This is a genomic window from Desulfurellaceae bacterium, assembly GCA_021296095.1.
Classification (GTDB): domain Bacteria; phylum Desulfobacterota; class Binatia; order Bin18; family Bin18; genus JAAXHF01.
The window spans coordinates 1-15930 of record JAGWBB010000066.1 but is presented as its reverse complement, the minus strand read 5'-3'; the positions used below and the strand labels follow the sequence as shown (position 1 = coordinate 15930).

At 62.8% G+C, this 15930-nt stretch carries 15 protein-coding genes; 7 read left to right on the top strand and 8 right to left on the bottom strand.

Features of this window, described 5'->3' with window-relative positions; all coding sequences use genetic code 11:
• From J4F42_15500 to J4F42_15490, 3 genes are all read left to right on the top strand, one after another.
• A partial coding sequence (locus tag J4F42_15500) for a Plug domain-containing protein (protein MCE2486919.1) occupies positions 1-581 on the top strand: 581 nt, incomplete at its 5' end.
• Positions 514-927, top strand: a complete 414-nt coding sequence (locus J4F42_15495) for a hypothetical protein (protein ID MCE2486918.1) — start codon at positions 514-516, stop codon at positions 925-927. The genes J4F42_15500 and J4F42_15495, both read left to right, overlap by 68 nt.
• Entirely contained in the window at positions 833-2026 is a 1194-nt protein-coding gene (locus J4F42_15490; protein ID MCE2486917.1) for a TonB-dependent receptor, read from the top strand. Before J4F42_15495 ends, J4F42_15490 begins: the two co-directional genes overlap by 95 nt.
• 24 nt (positions 2027-2050) lie before the next feature.
• Here J4F42_15490 and J4F42_15485 read toward each other — a convergent pair whose 3' ends face one another.
• The 7 genes from J4F42_15485 to J4F42_15455 all read right to left on the bottom strand — a co-directional run bounded on the left by J4F42_15485 (position 2051) and on the right by J4F42_15455 (position 10330).
• The gene (locus tag J4F42_15485) at positions 2051-3187 is read right to left on the bottom strand and encodes an FAD-binding oxidoreductase (GenBank protein MCE2486916.1); all 1137 of its coding nucleotides are present in this window, start codon (positions 3185-3187) and stop codon (positions 2051-2053) included.
• A gap of 279 nt (positions 3188-3466) precedes the next feature.
• Positions 3467-4387, bottom strand: a complete 921-nt coding sequence (locus tag J4F42_15480; GenBank protein ID MCE2486915.1) for an LLM class F420-dependent oxidoreductase — start codon at positions 4385-4387, stop codon at positions 3467-3469.
• Positions 4388-4456: 69 nt separating this feature from the next.
• A complete protein-coding gene (locus tag J4F42_15475; GenBank protein MCE2486914.1) occupies positions 4457-5281 on the bottom strand; it encodes an ABC transporter permease in 825 nt (274 codons plus the stop codon).
• A gap of 4 nt (positions 5282-5285) precedes the next feature.
• Complete coding sequence (locus tag J4F42_15470; GenBank protein ID MCE2486913.1) at positions 5286-6206, bottom strand: ABC transporter ATP-binding protein; 921 nt, start codon at positions 6204-6206, stop codon at positions 5286-5288.
• A gap of 19 nt (positions 6207-6225) precedes the next feature.
• Positions 6226-7476 carry a CoA transferase gene (locus J4F42_15465; GenBank protein MCE2486912.1) on the bottom strand — a complete coding sequence of 417 codons (1251 nt, stop codon included), beginning with the start codon at positions 7474-7476 and terminating at the stop codon, positions 6226-6228.
• A gap of 156 nt (positions 7477-7632) precedes the next feature.
• On the bottom strand, positions 7633-9048 hold the full coding sequence (locus J4F42_15460) for a M20 family metallopeptidase (GenBank protein ID MCE2486911.1): 1416 nt from the start codon (positions 9046-9048) through the stop codon (positions 7633-7635).
• Positions 9049-9130: 82 nt separating this feature from the next.
• Positions 9131-10330, bottom strand: coding sequence for an MFS transporter (locus J4F42_15455; protein MCE2486910.1), 1200 nt, complete (start codon positions 10328-10330; stop codon positions 9131-9133).
• Between the two features lie 109 nt (positions 10331-10439).
• Here J4F42_15455 and J4F42_15450 point away from each other — a divergent pair, with 109 nt between their 5' ends.
• The 4 genes from J4F42_15450 (at position 10440) to J4F42_15435 (ending at position 15179) form a co-directional block, all read left to right on the top strand.
• Entirely contained in the window at positions 10440-11588 is a 1149-nt protein-coding gene (locus tag J4F42_15450; protein ID MCE2486909.1) for an amidohydrolase, read from the top strand.
• A gap of 51 nt (positions 11589-11639) precedes the next feature.
• Complete coding sequence (locus J4F42_15445; GenBank protein MCE2486908.1) at positions 11640-12287, top strand: hypothetical protein; 648 nt, start codon at positions 11640-11642, stop codon at positions 12285-12287.
• A gap of 130 nt (positions 12288-12417) precedes the next feature.
• Positions 12418-13854, top strand: a complete 1437-nt coding sequence (locus J4F42_15440) for a TldD/PmbA family protein (protein MCE2486907.1) — start codon at positions 12418-12420, stop codon at positions 13852-13854.
• A complete protein-coding gene (locus tag J4F42_15435; protein MCE2486906.1) occupies positions 13851-15179 on the top strand; it encodes a hypothetical protein in 1329 nt (442 codons plus the stop codon). The genes J4F42_15440 and J4F42_15435 overlap by 4 nt, the downstream gene beginning before the upstream one ends.
• A 410-nt stretch (positions 15180-15589) precedes the next feature.
• Here the strand turns inward: J4F42_15435 and J4F42_15430 are convergent.
• On the bottom strand, positions 15590-15930 hold a 341-nt coding region (locus J4F42_15430; GenBank protein ID MCE2486905.1), incomplete at its 5' end, for a hypothetical protein.

Genomic DNA, 15930 nt, shown 5'->3' with positions numbered 1-15930 from the left:
TTCCCCGCGAACAGATTCCGGCCAATGTCCAGGTCACGACCGGAGAACGTATCGCCAACCGCGGCGCCCTCAACATGACCGACTTCCTGGCCCGCGAGTTTGCCGGCGTGAACCTCACCCAGGTCCAGAACAACCCGTTTCAGCCCGACTTCAGCTACCGGGGCTTTACCAGCTCGTTTCTGATCGGCACCCCGCCGGGGCTGAGCGTGTTTGTTGACGGCGTTCGGGCCAACGAACCCCTGGCCGATCAGGTCAACTGGGATCTGATTCCGACCGATGCCATTGACCGGATCGAGCTGCTGCCCGGCTCAAACCCGGTGTATGGCCGCAACACCCTGGGCGGAGCGCTGGTCATGCAGACCAAGCGGGGTTTCAGCCATCCGGGCACCAGCGCCGAAATCTGGGGTGGCAGTTTTGGGCGGCTGCGGACCCTGCTGCAAAGCGGTGGCCATCACGGCAAGTTCGACTATTTCGTGTCCGGTTCGCGATTTCTCCGACAGTCATGTCGGCAATGTGTTCGGCAAGCTCGGCTATCTGGACGATGTCCAGGACGCCAATCTGTCGCTGACCTGGGTCAATAACCGCTTGACCGGCAACGGTCCGCTGCCCGAGAGTCGGCTGAAACGCGACCGCTCGGCCGTCTTTACCCATCCCGACCGCTTTCAGCCCGTGCTGTGGTTTGTGAACGGCAACTATCGCCGCGCCCTCAGCTCTCAGCTCACCTTGTCCACCAATCTGTTCGGGCGTCTGCTCGACGTCGATCAGTTCAACCGGGATGTGGAAGAGGACGTGGACGCCCGGACCAACCAGAAAGGCTGGGGAGGCGCCGCCCATGCCGCTGAGCGTCACCGCCGGTGCCGACTATGCCGGCTCGACCCTGGACCACCTGATTGCCGAGCTGGAAGGCGAGGACGACGACAATTTTGACGACGATGATCTCGACGCCCACGACGCGGAAGATAACAACGACGAGTTGGCCGAGCACGGAGACGAGGAAGAAGGGCTGGAGATCGAAACCAACGTTAAGAGCGACACCCACGCCGGCGGACCGTTTGTCACCTTCACCCTCGAACCGATTGAAAAACTGGCGGTGACCGTGTCCGGCCGCTACGATGTCACGCATTTGAAGATCAAAGACCGTTTGGCCGGCGGCGATGATGACAACGGGACCGATGCCAGCGGCGCGCATACCTTTAACCGCTTCAATCCCGCCGCCGGAGCCAGCTATCAGCTGACCGACGCTCTGAACCTGTACGCCAGCTACAGCGAGAGCTACCGCGCCCCGACCGCGATTGAGCTGACATGCGCCAACCCCGAAGCGCCCTGCCCGGTGCCGACGGCGATCGTCGACGATCCGCCGCTCAAGGCGGTCAAGGGCAAAACCTGGGAGACCGGTGTGCGCTGGTCACCCCTGCCGCTGCTCCAGGCCAGCCTGGCTTTTTATCGCACCGACCTCAAAGATGACATTTTGTTCCGCAACGAACCCCAGAGCCGGGTGCTGGGCTTCTTCCAGAATGTCGATGCGACCCGCCGCCAGGGGCTCGAGTTCCTGCTGCGTGGCCGCTGGAGCTGGGGCAACTGGTTCGCCAACTACACCCTGACCGACGCGACGTTTGAGGACGAGGTGCAGCTGTTCACCTTTGCCAACGAGGAACGCCTGGCTCAGGTCAAAGCCGGCGACCGGCTCCCTCTGGTGCCCGCCCATCGGGTGAACGGCGGGGTGGAGATTGCACTGCCGTTCAAGCTGTGGCTCAGCCTTGACGGCACCTATGTTGACGGCCAGTACCTGCGCGGCGACGAATCCAACGCCCACAAAAAGCTCGATCCGTATTTTGTCGGCAACGCCCAGCTGGCCTACAAGACCGGACGCTTCGATATCTTCGTCCGCTTCGAGAACCTGTTCAACGAAGAGTACGAAAGCTACGGCGCGCTGTTTGAGAACGCCCTCGACGAGACAGGACTCGAACGGTTTCTGGGTCCCGGCGCGCCGTTCGGTGCGTTCGGCGGTGTGCGGGTCCGGTTCTGAGCGGGAGCGACGTCTGCGTCGCCCCTAGCGTCCGAATCTCTCCACCCGATACGGGGCGAGCAGGTCGACGCTCACCCCGTCCAGTATCTCAATCGCCGTGTATTCCCCGACCAGCGGGGCCAGCGTCACCCCGCTGTGGGTCACGGCCAGATAGACGTTGGGAACGGCCTTGCTCAAGCCCAAGACCGGATAGCCGTCCAGCGGCATCGGACGATAGCCGACCGGCAGGGGCAGGGCGCGGGCTGCGGCCAGGGCCGGCAGATAGCCGACCGCGCGGGCCAGCAGCGCATCGGCGTGCGTCTGCGAATCATTGCTGGCCAGGCGTTCCTGGCTGCCCTCGCCAATGATGACCGTCCCGTCCGAGCGCTGACAGATATGGATGCCCGGCTGTTCAGTATCCGGCGCCGGCGCGTTCAGCACGGCCAGCCGCTTCAACACCGGCGGCTGCGGATCGGTTCGGACCACCACCCCGGGACTGCGCTGCTGCGGGAGATGCATCCCCAGCAGACCTGCCAGCCGCGTGGCTTCCACACCCGCCGCCAGAACCACCAGGTCACACGGCAGCTCGCCTTTGTCCGTCTGTACCGCAGTCACCCGGGGTGGCGAGCCATCCAACCTGAAGCCCTTCACCTCGGTGTGCGCCTCGACCGTTCCGCCTCGGGCTCGCACCTGCCCCAGGCAGGCCCGAATGGCCCTGGCCGGATCGACCTGAGCGTCGTTGGGGCTCAGGGCGCCGAGCACGAAGCGGTCGAGCCGCAGTCCCGGTTCCAGGGCCTGACACTCGGCCTCGCTCAGCAGCCGGCTGTGGTGTCCACGCCGCTGCAAGACCGCCACGGCCGCGCGCAGCTCCTCGGCCTCGGCCGGGGTCGTGGCCCAGCGCAACTCGCCCCCCCAGCGCAGCCCGACATCGGCGGCCAGGCTCCGGGCAAAGCGGTCCCACATATCGACCGAGCGGCGATTCAGGTCGTGATACGAGGCGGGTTCCTTGCCCGCCGAGGCGTTGATCCAGGCAAACGAGTGGCTCGACGCCCCCGACCCCGGCTCGGCCCGATCAAGCACGGTGAGTCGGACCGGCCGCCGGGACAGGTGAAAGGCGATGGAAGCACCGATAATGCCCGCACCGACAACGACAATCCGAGGGGACTGTGAGGACGACTCCATGCCGAGGGGACATACCAAGTTCTGGAACGGCGAGGAAGGGTCAGAACCTCTCTGTCAGCCGGGCATGTATCAGACAGGCTGACGGGCAAAGGAGAAGTACTGAAGAGGAAAGAACAGCAGAGACGTTTCTAGGTTCACCCGACGAAGCATGTTTAGTGCGTGAGCTTCCAGGCGAGGATACCGACGATGGCAAAAAACGCGCTGCCTATGACCAAAGGCATCCACTCTAAGAACGTCATGGCTATTCCTCCTCTATGTGTTCGATGAGTCGAAGGACGGCTATGCCACCAACGGCCGCACTTCGGTAGCGAAGCGCTCAACCGTCTCGACCGCTTCGGACATGTGGCTGGTCCGAAAGTTGAACACCAGGTGGCTCACCCCCAGCCGCTGATACTCCCGGATGTCCTCGGCAATCTGCTCGGGCGTACCGATCAGCGGGCGGTGCGGCTGCGTGGCCTCGTCAACAATCTGGAGGGGACGGATGAGGGACAGCTCAACGCTCTTGGGGTCGCGGCCCACCCGTTCGGCCACCCGCTCGAAATCTTCCAGCTCCCGTCGCAGCTGATCCGGCCGCGACCAGCCCGGCTGCCAGCCGTTGCCGAGTTCCAGGGCTCGGCGCATGGCCCGCTTGCTGTTGCCGCCGACCCACACCGGCGGATGGGGCTGCTGGACGGGACGCGGGTAGGAGGTAATCCCGGAAAACTGATAGTACTCACCCCTGAACTCCGGCTCGGGCTGGCTCCACATCTCCTTGAACAAACGGATGAACTCATCGGTCTGTTTCCCCCGCTGCTCAAACGGCATGCCCAGCGCGTCAAACTCTTCCTTCATCCAGCCGCTGCCGACCCCGATGATCGTCCGCCCGCCCGACAAATAGTCCAGGCTGGAGATGGCTTTGGCCGCCACGACCGGGTTGCGGTAGGGCACGATCAGGACACTCACCCCCAGCTGGATCCTGGTCGTGCGGGCAGCCAGAAAGCCCATGAAGGTCAGCGGTTCGAGCACCGGCTGGGTTGCCCCGAGGGCAAACTTACCGGTCGGGCTGTACGGGTAGGCTGAGGCAATACTGGTGGCGTTGATGACGTGATCGCCGGTCCAGATTGAGTCAAGCTCGTGCTGCTCGGCCGCAGTCACAATCCGGTCAATGCTCTCCAGAGTGGCTAAGGGACCCAGATTCAGGGGATGAAAACCAAAACGCATGACGTGTCCTCCCGGCCTGTGTGTTAGAGCTGCCCCATTGTGCCTGCAAAATCCTGTCAGAGCGACCGGTCAGGCCATCTCAAAGCGGGTCAGCAGGCCGCGCTTTTTGGCCTGGTGCAGGGCGTGCTGAAAATAGCCCAGAGCCAGGACCAGCAGGACGAAGGCCAGCCCCAGGGCCGTCAGCAGGGAGCCGGTCGCCAGTTCGCCGGTCGCAATAGCGTGGCGCAGTCCCTCAAAGACGTGTGTGGTCGGAAACACCACCGCAATCGTCTGCACCCAGCCCGGCATGCTGTCCAGGGGATAGAAAACACAGCTGAAGGGCTGAATGATGAAGCCGACCGACCAGGCCAGGACCTGAATGCGCAGTCCATAGCGAAAGATCAGGGCCGAGATCAGGATACCGATGACCCAGCCGAACAGCAGCAGCACGCTCGTGAACACGACAATCGGCAGCCCGCCCAGGTGCAGAATATTGTAGGCGTACAAGGCCCAGGTCAACACGCCCAGGAACACGAAGCTGATGACACAGCGGACGAGCCCGACCAGGCCAATCGCGCAGAACAGCTCCAGCGGAGTGACCGGCGAGGCAAACAGGTTGTAGACGTTGCGGCTCCAGAAGTCTTCCAGAATGAAGGTGCCGATATCGGTCTGGGCGCGCCAGAACAGACTCCACAACACCGCGCCGCCCAGGAAAAACTCCATCACTCCCGGCAGGCTCGAGGTCTCGGCCACAAAGGTGCTGGTGAAGCCCCACAGCAGCAGCGAAATCACCGGCCAGTAGACGATATCGAAAACCCGGTCCAGGCTCCGATAACAGATGCAGTAGAACTTATACACCAGGCCCCACACCGTGGCCGAGGAGAAGGACAGATCGTGGCGCAAGCGGTGGCGCATGGGCTCAGAGTTCCCCCCGCGCGACCTTGATGAACACGTCTTCCAGGGTCGGGCGCTTGAGCTGAAGGTCGACAATCCGCGCTTCGGATTGGGCCAGCCGGCGCAGCAGAGGATCGAGCTGTTGCTCGGGGTCGTCGAGCCTGAAGCGCAGGCTGTCCGCCGCACCCGGTTCGGCTTGGGGCAGACCGTCGGCGAACACCAGGTGACTCAGATCGGCTCCGGGCTGAAATCGGATCTCGAGAATCTGCTGGGGGATCAGGCGCGTGATGCGCTCGGCGGTATCAATCCGCAGGATTTCGCCCTTACTCAAAAAGGCGATCCGTCCGCACAATTCCTCCACCTCGCTCATGTTGTGAGAGGTAAACAGCACGGTCGTCTTTTTGTCGCGCTGGACCTGTTCGAGCGCCCGGCGGGTTTTTTCGGCAATATCCGGGTCAAGCCCGACCGTACACTCGTCGAGCAGCAGCAGTTCGGGATCGTTCAGAAAGCCTTTGCACAGGGTGACGCGGGTGTGCTGACCGGAACTCAGATACTGGAGCTTGGTATCGGCCAAGTCGCGAATCTCAAACCGCTCCAGGAGTTCGTCGATTTTGGATTTGATCTTCTTGACGCCGTAGATACGGCCGTACACGCCCAGATTCTCACGAACCGTCAGCACTCCGTTCATGCTGGTCAGGGCTGCGGCAACGTTCATCCGGCGCCGAATAGCGACCGGCTGGGCGGCGAAATCGGTGTCAAACACCCGAATGGAGCCGCCGTCGGCCAGAATCAGGCCCAACAGAATATTGATCGTGGTCGATTTGCCCGCCCCGTTGGGCCCGAGGAGTCCGAAAAACTCGCCACGTTCAAGCGTGAACGTAATGCCTCTCAGCGCCTCGACCGAGCCGTACCGCTTGCGCAGCTGGTGGATTTCGAGCAGTGGCATGCCGAGCCTTCGACGCTCCTCAGATCACCCCTTTGTCTTTGAGCTGGGCGACCTCTTCGGCACTCAGCCCGGCCAGCTTGGTGTAAACGGCTTCGTTGTCATGCCCGACCGGCACCGAACCGCGCCAGATCTTGCCCGGCGTCTCTGAAAAGAGCGGGGTCACTCCGGTGCCCTTGACCGGGCCGACCTGTCCGTCTTCCCATTCGACGTGCAGCTTGCGGGCCTGGTAGTGGGGATCTTCGGCCATATCCTTGCTGTTCATGATCGGACAGCAGGCGACCTGGGCGGCGTTCAGCGACTCGACCACCTCGGTCACCGTTCGCTCGGCCACCCAACCGCGCAGCAGAGCGTCGAACTCGATGCCCTCAATTGAATTCACGTCCGAGCTGGCGTTGTGCCATTTCTCGTCCTGCGGGTCGAGGCCGATGGCCTGGCACACCCGCGAGAAGACGGCCAGGCCAACCGCGCCGATCACCACCCAGCCGTCGCTGGCCTGAAACGCGTCGTAGGGCTGAAACGCGGTCGCCTTATTGCCCGACCGGCCACGCACAAAGCCGTTGGCAAAATACTCGACCATGGTGCCCGACAGCAGGCGATGAATGGACTCGAACTGTGAGACATCAATGACCTGGCCCTTGCCCGTCCGCTGGGCGTAGATATAGCCCGACAGCGACGCCCACAAACAGAACAGGGCGGTAATATAGTCGGCGGTCCACGGGTTGGCCCGGACCGGCGGCTCGGGGTCGGGAAACCCGGTCTGGTACATCAGCCCGCCAAAGGCTTGACCGATCATGTCGTACGAGGCCCGGCCCAGATAATCCTCATGACCGGTCTGGCCGTAGCCCGACACATGGGCGATCACGATCTTGGGGTTGGTCTGCAACACCACTTCATCGGTCAGTCCCCACTTGGTATACGAGCCCGGCTTGGAACTCTCCATCCAGATATCACACGCCTCGATGAGCTTGAGGAAGATCTGTTTGCCCTCGGGGGCACTGAAATCCAGGGTCGTATACAGCTCGTTGCGTCGCTCCTGGACCCAGGTGGTGGCCACCTGGCCGCTGCCATCCGTGGTCGGCAGCTGCATGCCCAGGTGTCGCCAGGCCGCGTCTCCCTCGCCCGGGCGTTCGATCTGGATCACCTCGGCGCCCATCTCGGCCGCCAGGGATGCGGCATACGGCTGGGCAATCAGACTGCCGGTTGACAGAATCCGGACACCCTGCAGCGGGCCAAACTGTTCCGGTACAAGCGACGGCGCACGACTTTCCATGACAACTCCTTAAACAGGAAACGTGTCAACTTCAGGCGCGTGGACACACGTTTCCTCTTTCCTGCGTGATGGCTTACCCCTAACCGAAATCCAGGACCAAGGCAACGCGCGCCGGTCGCTGTCGGGAGTTCTCTCGGCTCTCACCAACGCGCCGTTTCAGCCGCAATGTGTCGCATAGTGATCGGCCAGGACCCGGGCCACACAGCAGGTCAGCTTTACGCCGGTCGAGAGTTCGAGAAACTCGTTCGGACCGTGGGCGTTGGAGTGGGGTCCGAGTACGCCGGTAATCATGAACTGGGCCTGCGGAAACTGCTCGCCCAACATGCCCATGAAGGGAATCGTGCCGCCCTCGCCCATATAGCACGCCTCACGGCCAAAGAACTCCTGGGAAGCCTGCTTGAGGGACTGCTCCAGCCACGGGGCGAGCGCCGGGGCGTTCCAACCCGAGGCGCCCAGACTGGGTTCGAAGCGGACTGTGGCGCCGTACGGCGGGTCTTTCTCCAACAGCGCTTTGACGCACGCCATGGCCCGAGCCGGATCGACCGTCGGCGGCAGCCGCAGCGACAGCTGGACTGCGGTCAGCGGCCGCAGGACATTCCCGGCCTGGTCGAGCGACGGCAGCCCGGCCGCGCCGGTGATTTCGAGCTGGGGGCACCAGGTCCGGTTGAGCAGCAGGGCGTCGTGCTCGCCCGTCACCGGCGCAGCCCCGGCCTGAAACGGAAACATGGCCGAGACGGATGAGCCCAACACCCCGGCCGCAGCCTTGGCCTGGCCCAGACGCTCGGCCGGAATGTCGGCGTACAGCTCAGACGGCAGGATTTCTCCCGTTCGCTCGTCCTCCAGGCGGCTGAGCACCTGGCGCAGGATGCGGAAGGAGGAGGGCACAACCCCGCTGGCCGCCCCGGAATGCACGCCCTCGGTCAGGGTCGAGACCGACAGCGTGCCGGTCACCAGACCACGCAGCGAGTTGGTGACCCACAGCTGGTCGTAGTTGCCGCACCCGGAATCGAGACAGATGACCAGGCTCGGCGAGCCGATCCGATCTTTGAGGGCGGTGATGTAATAGGGCAGGTCGTCGCTGCCGCTCTCTTCGTCGGCTTCGATGATGATGACGCACCGGGCGTGGGGCAGGCCCTGGTCTTGCAGAGCTTGGAGGGCGGTCAGGGAGGCAAAGCCGGCATAGCCATCATCGGCGCCCCCCCGGCCGTACAGCTTGCCGTCGCTGATGACCGGCGTCCACGGCCCGAGGTCCTCGTTCCAGCCGTACATCGGCGGCTGCTTGTCCAGGTGTCCGTACAACAGCACGGTCTCCTGGGTCTGCCCGGGCACCTCGATGAACACCAGCGGGGTGCGCCCGTCGAGCCGGACCACGTCGAGGCTGAGGCCAGGCACGTTCTGAGCCCGCACCCAGCCAACGACCAGCTCCACCGCGCGATCCATATGGCCGTTGCGATTCCAGTCCGGGTCATAGGCCGGCGACTGGTTCGGAATCCGCAAATAGTCGGTCAGGGCCGGAATAATCCTGTCCGTCCAGGCGTGTTCGACAAACTGGCGGGCGGCGTGGGTGTCCATACTTTACCTCCAAAAGGAAACGTGTCCTCCAAGCACATGAGCCTGTTGACACGTCTCCTCTTTTCCTCAGCTCGGGGCCGGACTAGCGCGCCTGGGTCGGTCCTTCCGCCAGGCGCGGCGTGGGCACCGCCGGGAGCGGGGCGGCGGTGGTCAGCCGGGCAAAGCCGAAGGTGCCGAGCACACCGGCCACGGCACCGAAGATGAACAGGGGCCGCAAGCCGGACACATCAAGCACGAGTCCGCCCAGGACCGGTCCCAGCATCATGCCGACGCTCATAGCCATGTTGAGCATGCCCATGACCGCGCCCATATTACCGTCCTGGCCCTCTTCTGCGGCCATGGCGTTGAGCGCCGGCATGGCCATAGCGCCCATCGCGCCGGTCACGGCGGCAATCAGCAACAGATGCCAGAAGGTCCAGACAAAAAACATGAAGGAAAACACAAACGAGCCGATCAGACCGCTGGTGATGATCAACAGGCGCTTGCTGAAGCGGTCGGCCATGCGCCCGAACGGCACCTGGACCAGGGAGCTGACCAGCATGTAACAGGCCAGCGCCCAGCCGATCATCGTATGGTTTATGTTGAGGATTTCGGTACCCAGCAGTGGCAGAAACGAAAACCACAACCCCATCTGGATGGTGTTGACCACTCGATACAGGGCCAGCCCCTTGACCCGCGGGCGGGCCAACAGCTGTCGATACGAGGCTCGCCGCACGGCCGCCTTGCCGGTCGAGTGGGAGCTGGGCAGCAGGACGAGCACCAAGCCGCAGGCCAGGGCATTCAGCAGGCACATCCAATAAAAGCTGAACTCCATGCCGTACTGATCGCTCAGCCAGCCCCCGACCAGCGGGCCGAGACCGATGCTGCTGGTCATGGACAGATTAAAAATGCCCATCAGCGTGCCGCGCTTTTCGGGCGGGGCGATGTCACCGACATAGGCGGTGGCAATCGGCAGGGTCAGGGCCACCGCCGCGCCCTGCAGAAAGCGCCCCAGGGTCAGATACAGCATGTTCGGGGCATACACGTACCACAGCGACAGCAGACTGCTGCCGAGCAGGCCGAGGACCATGAACATCTTGCGGCCGTGCCGGTCCGAGAGCCGGCTGATCAGCGGCATAAACACCATCTGGGCCAGGGGAAAGCTGGCAAAAAAGATACCGATGGTGATACCGGTCGCCCCCAAGGTCCGGGCGTAAATCGGCATAAAGGGAAGCACAATGCCCATGCCCAGCATGGAGGTAAAAACGGCAATGTTGAGCGTATAAAAAACGCGTTTGTCCATGGTGCGTTCGTTGTTTCATAGCGACTGGGGCAGCACAAGGGCGGCGGCTTTTCTGCCGGCGGTGCTTTCTGCTAAAGAGAGAGGGACGCAACAAAGGGAGGCACAGACCATGTTTACTCATCCCGTTATTTCCGCAGACGGCCATATCGATCTGCCGTGCTTGCCGGCCAGCCTGTTCACCGACAACGCCCCGGCCAGCCTGAAAGACAAAATGCCCAAGGTCGTAGACAAACCCGAGGGCAAAACCTGGGTGTCCCACCAGGGCACGTCCATGGGCCTGGTCGGCGGCATGGGCTCGGCCGGCCGTCAGTACGTGCCGGGCCAGATTTACCGCGCCGACCGGATGGCCGAGACCGGGCTGTACGAAGACCAGAGCCGGGGCGTCATGCGGACCGCCGTGCCCGAGCTGCGGCTCAAGGACCAGGAGCGCGACGGCGTGGTCGGCGAAGTTCTGTACGGGGTCCTCGGTGCGGCCAGCCGCATCAACGACCCCGAGGTCAGCGATGTGGTGGTGACCATCTACAACGATTTCGCCGCCGACTTCTCCAAAACCAACCCTAGCCGTTTTGCGTGTGTGGCGAGTCTGCCCACGTCGACCGAAGAGCAGACGGCCCAAGAGATCCGGCGCTGTGCCAAACTGGGCCTGAGGGGCGCGGAGCTGGCAGTCCAGCACAGCATGAAGCCGCTGTGGCATCTGGACTGGGAGCCGGTGTGGCAGGCGGGCCACGAAACCGGCATCCCGATCCATCTGCATACCATCGGTCCCAAAGCCAATATGAAGTGGCTGCAAGACCACCGCTCGCGGCGGATGTGGCTGGCAACGATTTTGACCGAGTTTCAGATCTCGATGGCCGGCTTTATGGGCGCGATCATTTATGGCGGAGCCCTGGAGCGCTATCCGAATCTGAAGGTCGTGATCGGCGAAGCCGGCATTGGCTGGATCCCCTACGTGCTCGAACGCATGGATTATGAGTGGGAAGATCAGTTCAAAGATCTCGATCTCAAAATGAAACCCAGCGAGTACTGGTACCGTCAGATGTACGCGACCTTCCAGCAGGATCAGACCGGCATTGACCAGATTGAGAAGGTTGGCGTCGACAACGTCATGTGGGGCTCGGACTTCCCCCACCCGGACGGCGTATGGCCCGACTCGCAAGACTTTTTACACACGCAGCTCGGACACCTGCCAGAAGACATCCGTCGCAAACTGGTCTACGAGAACGTCGGAAAGCTGTACGGGTTTCCGCTCGGCCAATAGTGCGGCGGGCGGCAAACGCCGCTCGTCCGTGCCTCAAGAAAGGCTGCGATTATGGATTTCTGTGCTCACCTGTTAGCCACCGTCCAGCCGCAATGGGCGGCCATGCTAGACCATCCTTTTTTACGCCAGACGGCCGACGGAAGCCTGCCGCCGGGGCGTTTCGAGACCTGGCTGCGACAAGATTATGTGTTTGTGCGCGAGGAGATTCGGGTCATTGGCGGGTTGCTTACCAAGGCTCCACCCCAACTCCAGCGCCTGATCGGCAATTTTATTCCTGGCCTGTCCGGCGAACTCGACATGTTCGAGACCATGGCCACAGATTTTGATATCAGTCTGGACAACATCGAACCGAATCCCGTCTGTCACGCCTACATGATGTTTCTGCAGGCCACCGTCCACACTCGGAATTTTGCCGAGTCCTTTGCCGTGCTGTACGGGGTAGAGCGGGCGTATTACGATTCCTGGAGCCGGGTGAAACAGCAACAGCTCCACACCAGCCCCTACCAACGCTTCATCGATCATTGGAGTGGCGAGGCGTTCGGGGCTGGGCTGCGCGAGGTCGAACAGGACCTCGACCGGCTCGCCGCCGAGTGTGGTGCGGCCGAACAGGCTCGCATGGAAGACCTCTTTCGCCTCACGGTGCGGTATGAATATACGTTTTGGGACATGGCCCTGAACGGGGCGGACTGGCCAATCTAGCCGGGGCGGCACCGGCCAGCGCCCTCCGTTTTAGCCCGCGCCACGCGCCACGCGCAAAAACACCTACGGTCCGTTGGAGATCACCGCCAGCCTGGTCCCATACAGAAGCCCGATCTTCGAGAGGCACAGCATGGACGATACTTCTTTTCAAGAGCGCTTCCAGCGCATTGCTCCACGGGCCGATTTTTGCTCCCTGCGCCTGGTCGAGGAGCGTTCGCAGCACGTCTCCGTCCGCCAGAATATTGTCCAACCTGTGACCAGCTCAGAAGACCGAGGAGCAATGCTTACAGTCGTTGATGGCGGCGGGCTGGGCTATGCCGCGACGGGCGACCTCAGCCAGGAAGGGCTGCATCAGGCGGCCGAACACGCGCGGGCCTGGGCCAAACGCAGCGCCGGTCACAGTGTGCTCGATTTTTCCCGGCTCCAGCTGGCTAGTCCGAGTGGCGCCTATACGACACCGGTTGCTCGGCCATGGGCCTCGGTCCCACTGGGTGAGAAGATTGACCTCTTGCGTCGCGTCTGCGAGCGACTCAAGACCGATGGGCGGATTGTCGATTGGGAGGCCAGTCTGTTCTACTCAGAGCACGAGACGCTCTATCTGACCGCCGAGGGTGGACGCACCCAGCAACGTCTGATCTCTCTCGTGCCGATGCTGAGCGCCACCGCCAACGCCGGTTCAGACACCCAAATTCGGACGTTTGGGGGCCGAGGCTTCTGCCGTCAGGGCGGCCTGGAAGTGCTAGACCAGACCGGATTTCAGGCTGCCGCCCCCCGGATTGCGGCCGAGGCCCTCCAGCTGCTGGACGCCCCCAACTGTCCACAGGACAGGATGGATGTCTTACTCGCCCCGGATCAGATGATGTTACAGATCCATGAATCCATCGGCCATCCTTTGGAGTTGGATCGTATTCTGGGCGATGAGCGCAACTACGCCGGAACCAGTTTTGTCACCCCGGACATGTTTGGCAGCTATCGGTACGGTTCGGACTTGCTCAACATCACCTTCGATCCCACCCGGGTCGAAGAGTTTGCCAGCTACGGCTTTGACGATGACGGCCAGCCCGCCCAGCGTGCATACCTGATTCGACACGGCGTGCTGCAACGCGGTTTGGGCGGGCTCACCTCGCAGGCCCGCAGCGGACTGCCCGGCGTGGCCAACTCTCGCGCCCAGAGCTGGAACCGGCCGCCAATTGATCGCATGGCCAACCTGAACCTGGAACCGGGCGAGTCCAGCTTTGAGGAGATGGTTGCGGCGGTGGAGTGTGGTGTCTACATGCAGACCAACACGTCGTGGTCGATTGATGACTCGCGCAATAAGTTTCAGTTTGGCTGCGAGTGGGGCCGCTTGATTGAAAACGGTCGGCTGACCAGCGTGGTCAAAAACCCGAATTACCGGGGGGTGTCGGCGACCTTCTGGCGCAATCTCAAAATGGTCGGCAACCAACTCCAGGTCCTGGGTACGCCATACTGCGGCAAAGGCGAGCCCAATCAGGTCATCCGGGTCGGCCACGCCGCGCCGACGTGTCTGTTCGGCGAGGTTGAAGTCTTTGGAGGCGCCTCAGCATGATGCAGGAATACTTTGCCGACCTGGCCGACTTCCTGACCTCGCTGCTCAGCGGCAACGAAATCTCGACGTGTAGCTTTGCGGCTGAGGACTCGGACTTTGTCCGGCTCAACCGCAGTGCCATACGCCAAGCCGGAAGCGTGAGCCAGCGGACGCTGTCGTGTGACCTGATTGAGGGGCTGCGCCACGCCTCGGGCGAGCTTACGCTGTCCGGCGACCTGGCCCTCGACCGCCCCCGGCTGGCCGCTTTGCTTGAACAGCTGCGCGAGCAGCTGCCCTACCTGCCCGAGGACCCGCATTTGCTGTACGCCACTGAGGTGCAGTCGAGTGAGCACCTGGGCGACAACCACCTGCCCGAAGACAGCGGGGCAGTTGTCTCGGCCGTGCTCGACGCCGGACACGGTCACGACTTGGTCGGCGTCTATGCTGCGGGCGGTATCCACAGCGGGTTTGCCAACTCGTTTGGTCAGCGCAACTGGTTTTCGACCTATACCTATAACCTGGACTGGAGCTTGTATTTACAGGCGGATAAAGCGGTCAAGAGTCGCTACGCCGGTTTTGTGTGGGACCCGGCCGAGTTCAGCCACAAGATGGACGCCGCCAAGGCGCAGCTGGCCGGCCTGGCAAAGCCGGCGCGGACGATTGAGCCGGGCGAGTATCGGGTCTACCTCGCTCCGACCGCTCTGGTCGAGATTGTCGAGCTGCTGTCGTGGGGCGGGTTTGGGCTGAAAGATCACCGTACCAAGCAAACGACCCTGCTCAAGATGCTTGAGGAGAGCCTGACGCTGAGTCCGCAGGTCACGCTCCAGGAAAACACCGCCGACGGCGTGGCGGCCAATTTTCAGGCCGCCGGCTTTCTCAAACCCGATCGGGTGACGCTGATTGAGGCTGGAGCTTTTGGTGAGTGCTTAGTCTCGCCCCGTTCGGCCAAAGAGTACGGCGTCCCAACCAACGGTGCGTCGAGCTGGGAAATGCCCGCTTCCTTGGACCTAGCCGCCGGAACGATCCCGGACAGCGAGGTCCTACGTCAGTTAGATACCGGCGTGTATATCAACAACCTGTGGTATCTCAACTATTCCGACCGGACCGCGTGTCGCATAACCGGCATGACCCGGTTTGCCACCTTCTGGGTCGAACACGGCGAGATCCAGGCTCCGCTCAACGTCATGCGCTTTGACGAGACGCTGTACCGGCTGTTGGGCGACAAGCTGCTCGGGCTCACTGCAGAGCGCGATTTTCTGCTTGATCCGAGCACCTATCACGCCCGTTCGACCAGCAGCTTTCGGGGACCGGGCGCGCTGGTCGAGGGATTTCTGTTTACTCTGTAAACGGTCGGGTTTGCCAATGCCGGCAATACCTCACTCCGTCCCGCGAATGCAAATGAGAAGCTGCGGAGGAGGGAGAGGGGGTTCTTCCAGCCTTCCCACGCCTCTCAGTCTTGACCCCTAAGCGGCGATTGCTCTTCTCAGGAAAAATCAGTGGACTCGCACCGTGTAGGTCGCCGTGGCCGCGGCAGTGCCCGTGCCGGTCCCGTCATCCGCCCTCACCGTGAGCGTCGTCGGTCCCAGTCCCACCCCCGTGAGGGTCTGCCCACTCGCACTCACCGGGGCGACGCTCGGATTCGACGAGCTAGCCGTCAGCGTGGACTCGTCTCCATCCGCGTCGCTGACCGTGACCGCGACCGTGGTCGTACTGCCCCCGTACAGATCTCCAGCCACGATAGACCGGCGCCGTGTTGCTAATGGGTGACCACAGTAAGGGTCGCCGTGCTCGTGGCATTGGGCAAGCCTGTCCCGTCATCCGCCGTCACCGTGATTATCGCCACATCCGTCCCCGCTGCCGCCGCCGCCGTGATGGTGAGAGTATGCCCACTCACACTCACCGTGGCGGCGGCCGTATTCGACGAGCTGGCCGTCAGCGTGACTGGGTCCCCATCCGCGTCGCTGACCGTGACCGCGACCGTGGTCATGGTGCCCGACGGGACGAGCACCCCCTCGGTGACCGTGATGACCGGCGCCGTGTTCTCACTGGCGGTCACCGTGAAGCTCGCCGTAGCTGTGGCATTCGTGTAGGTTGTCC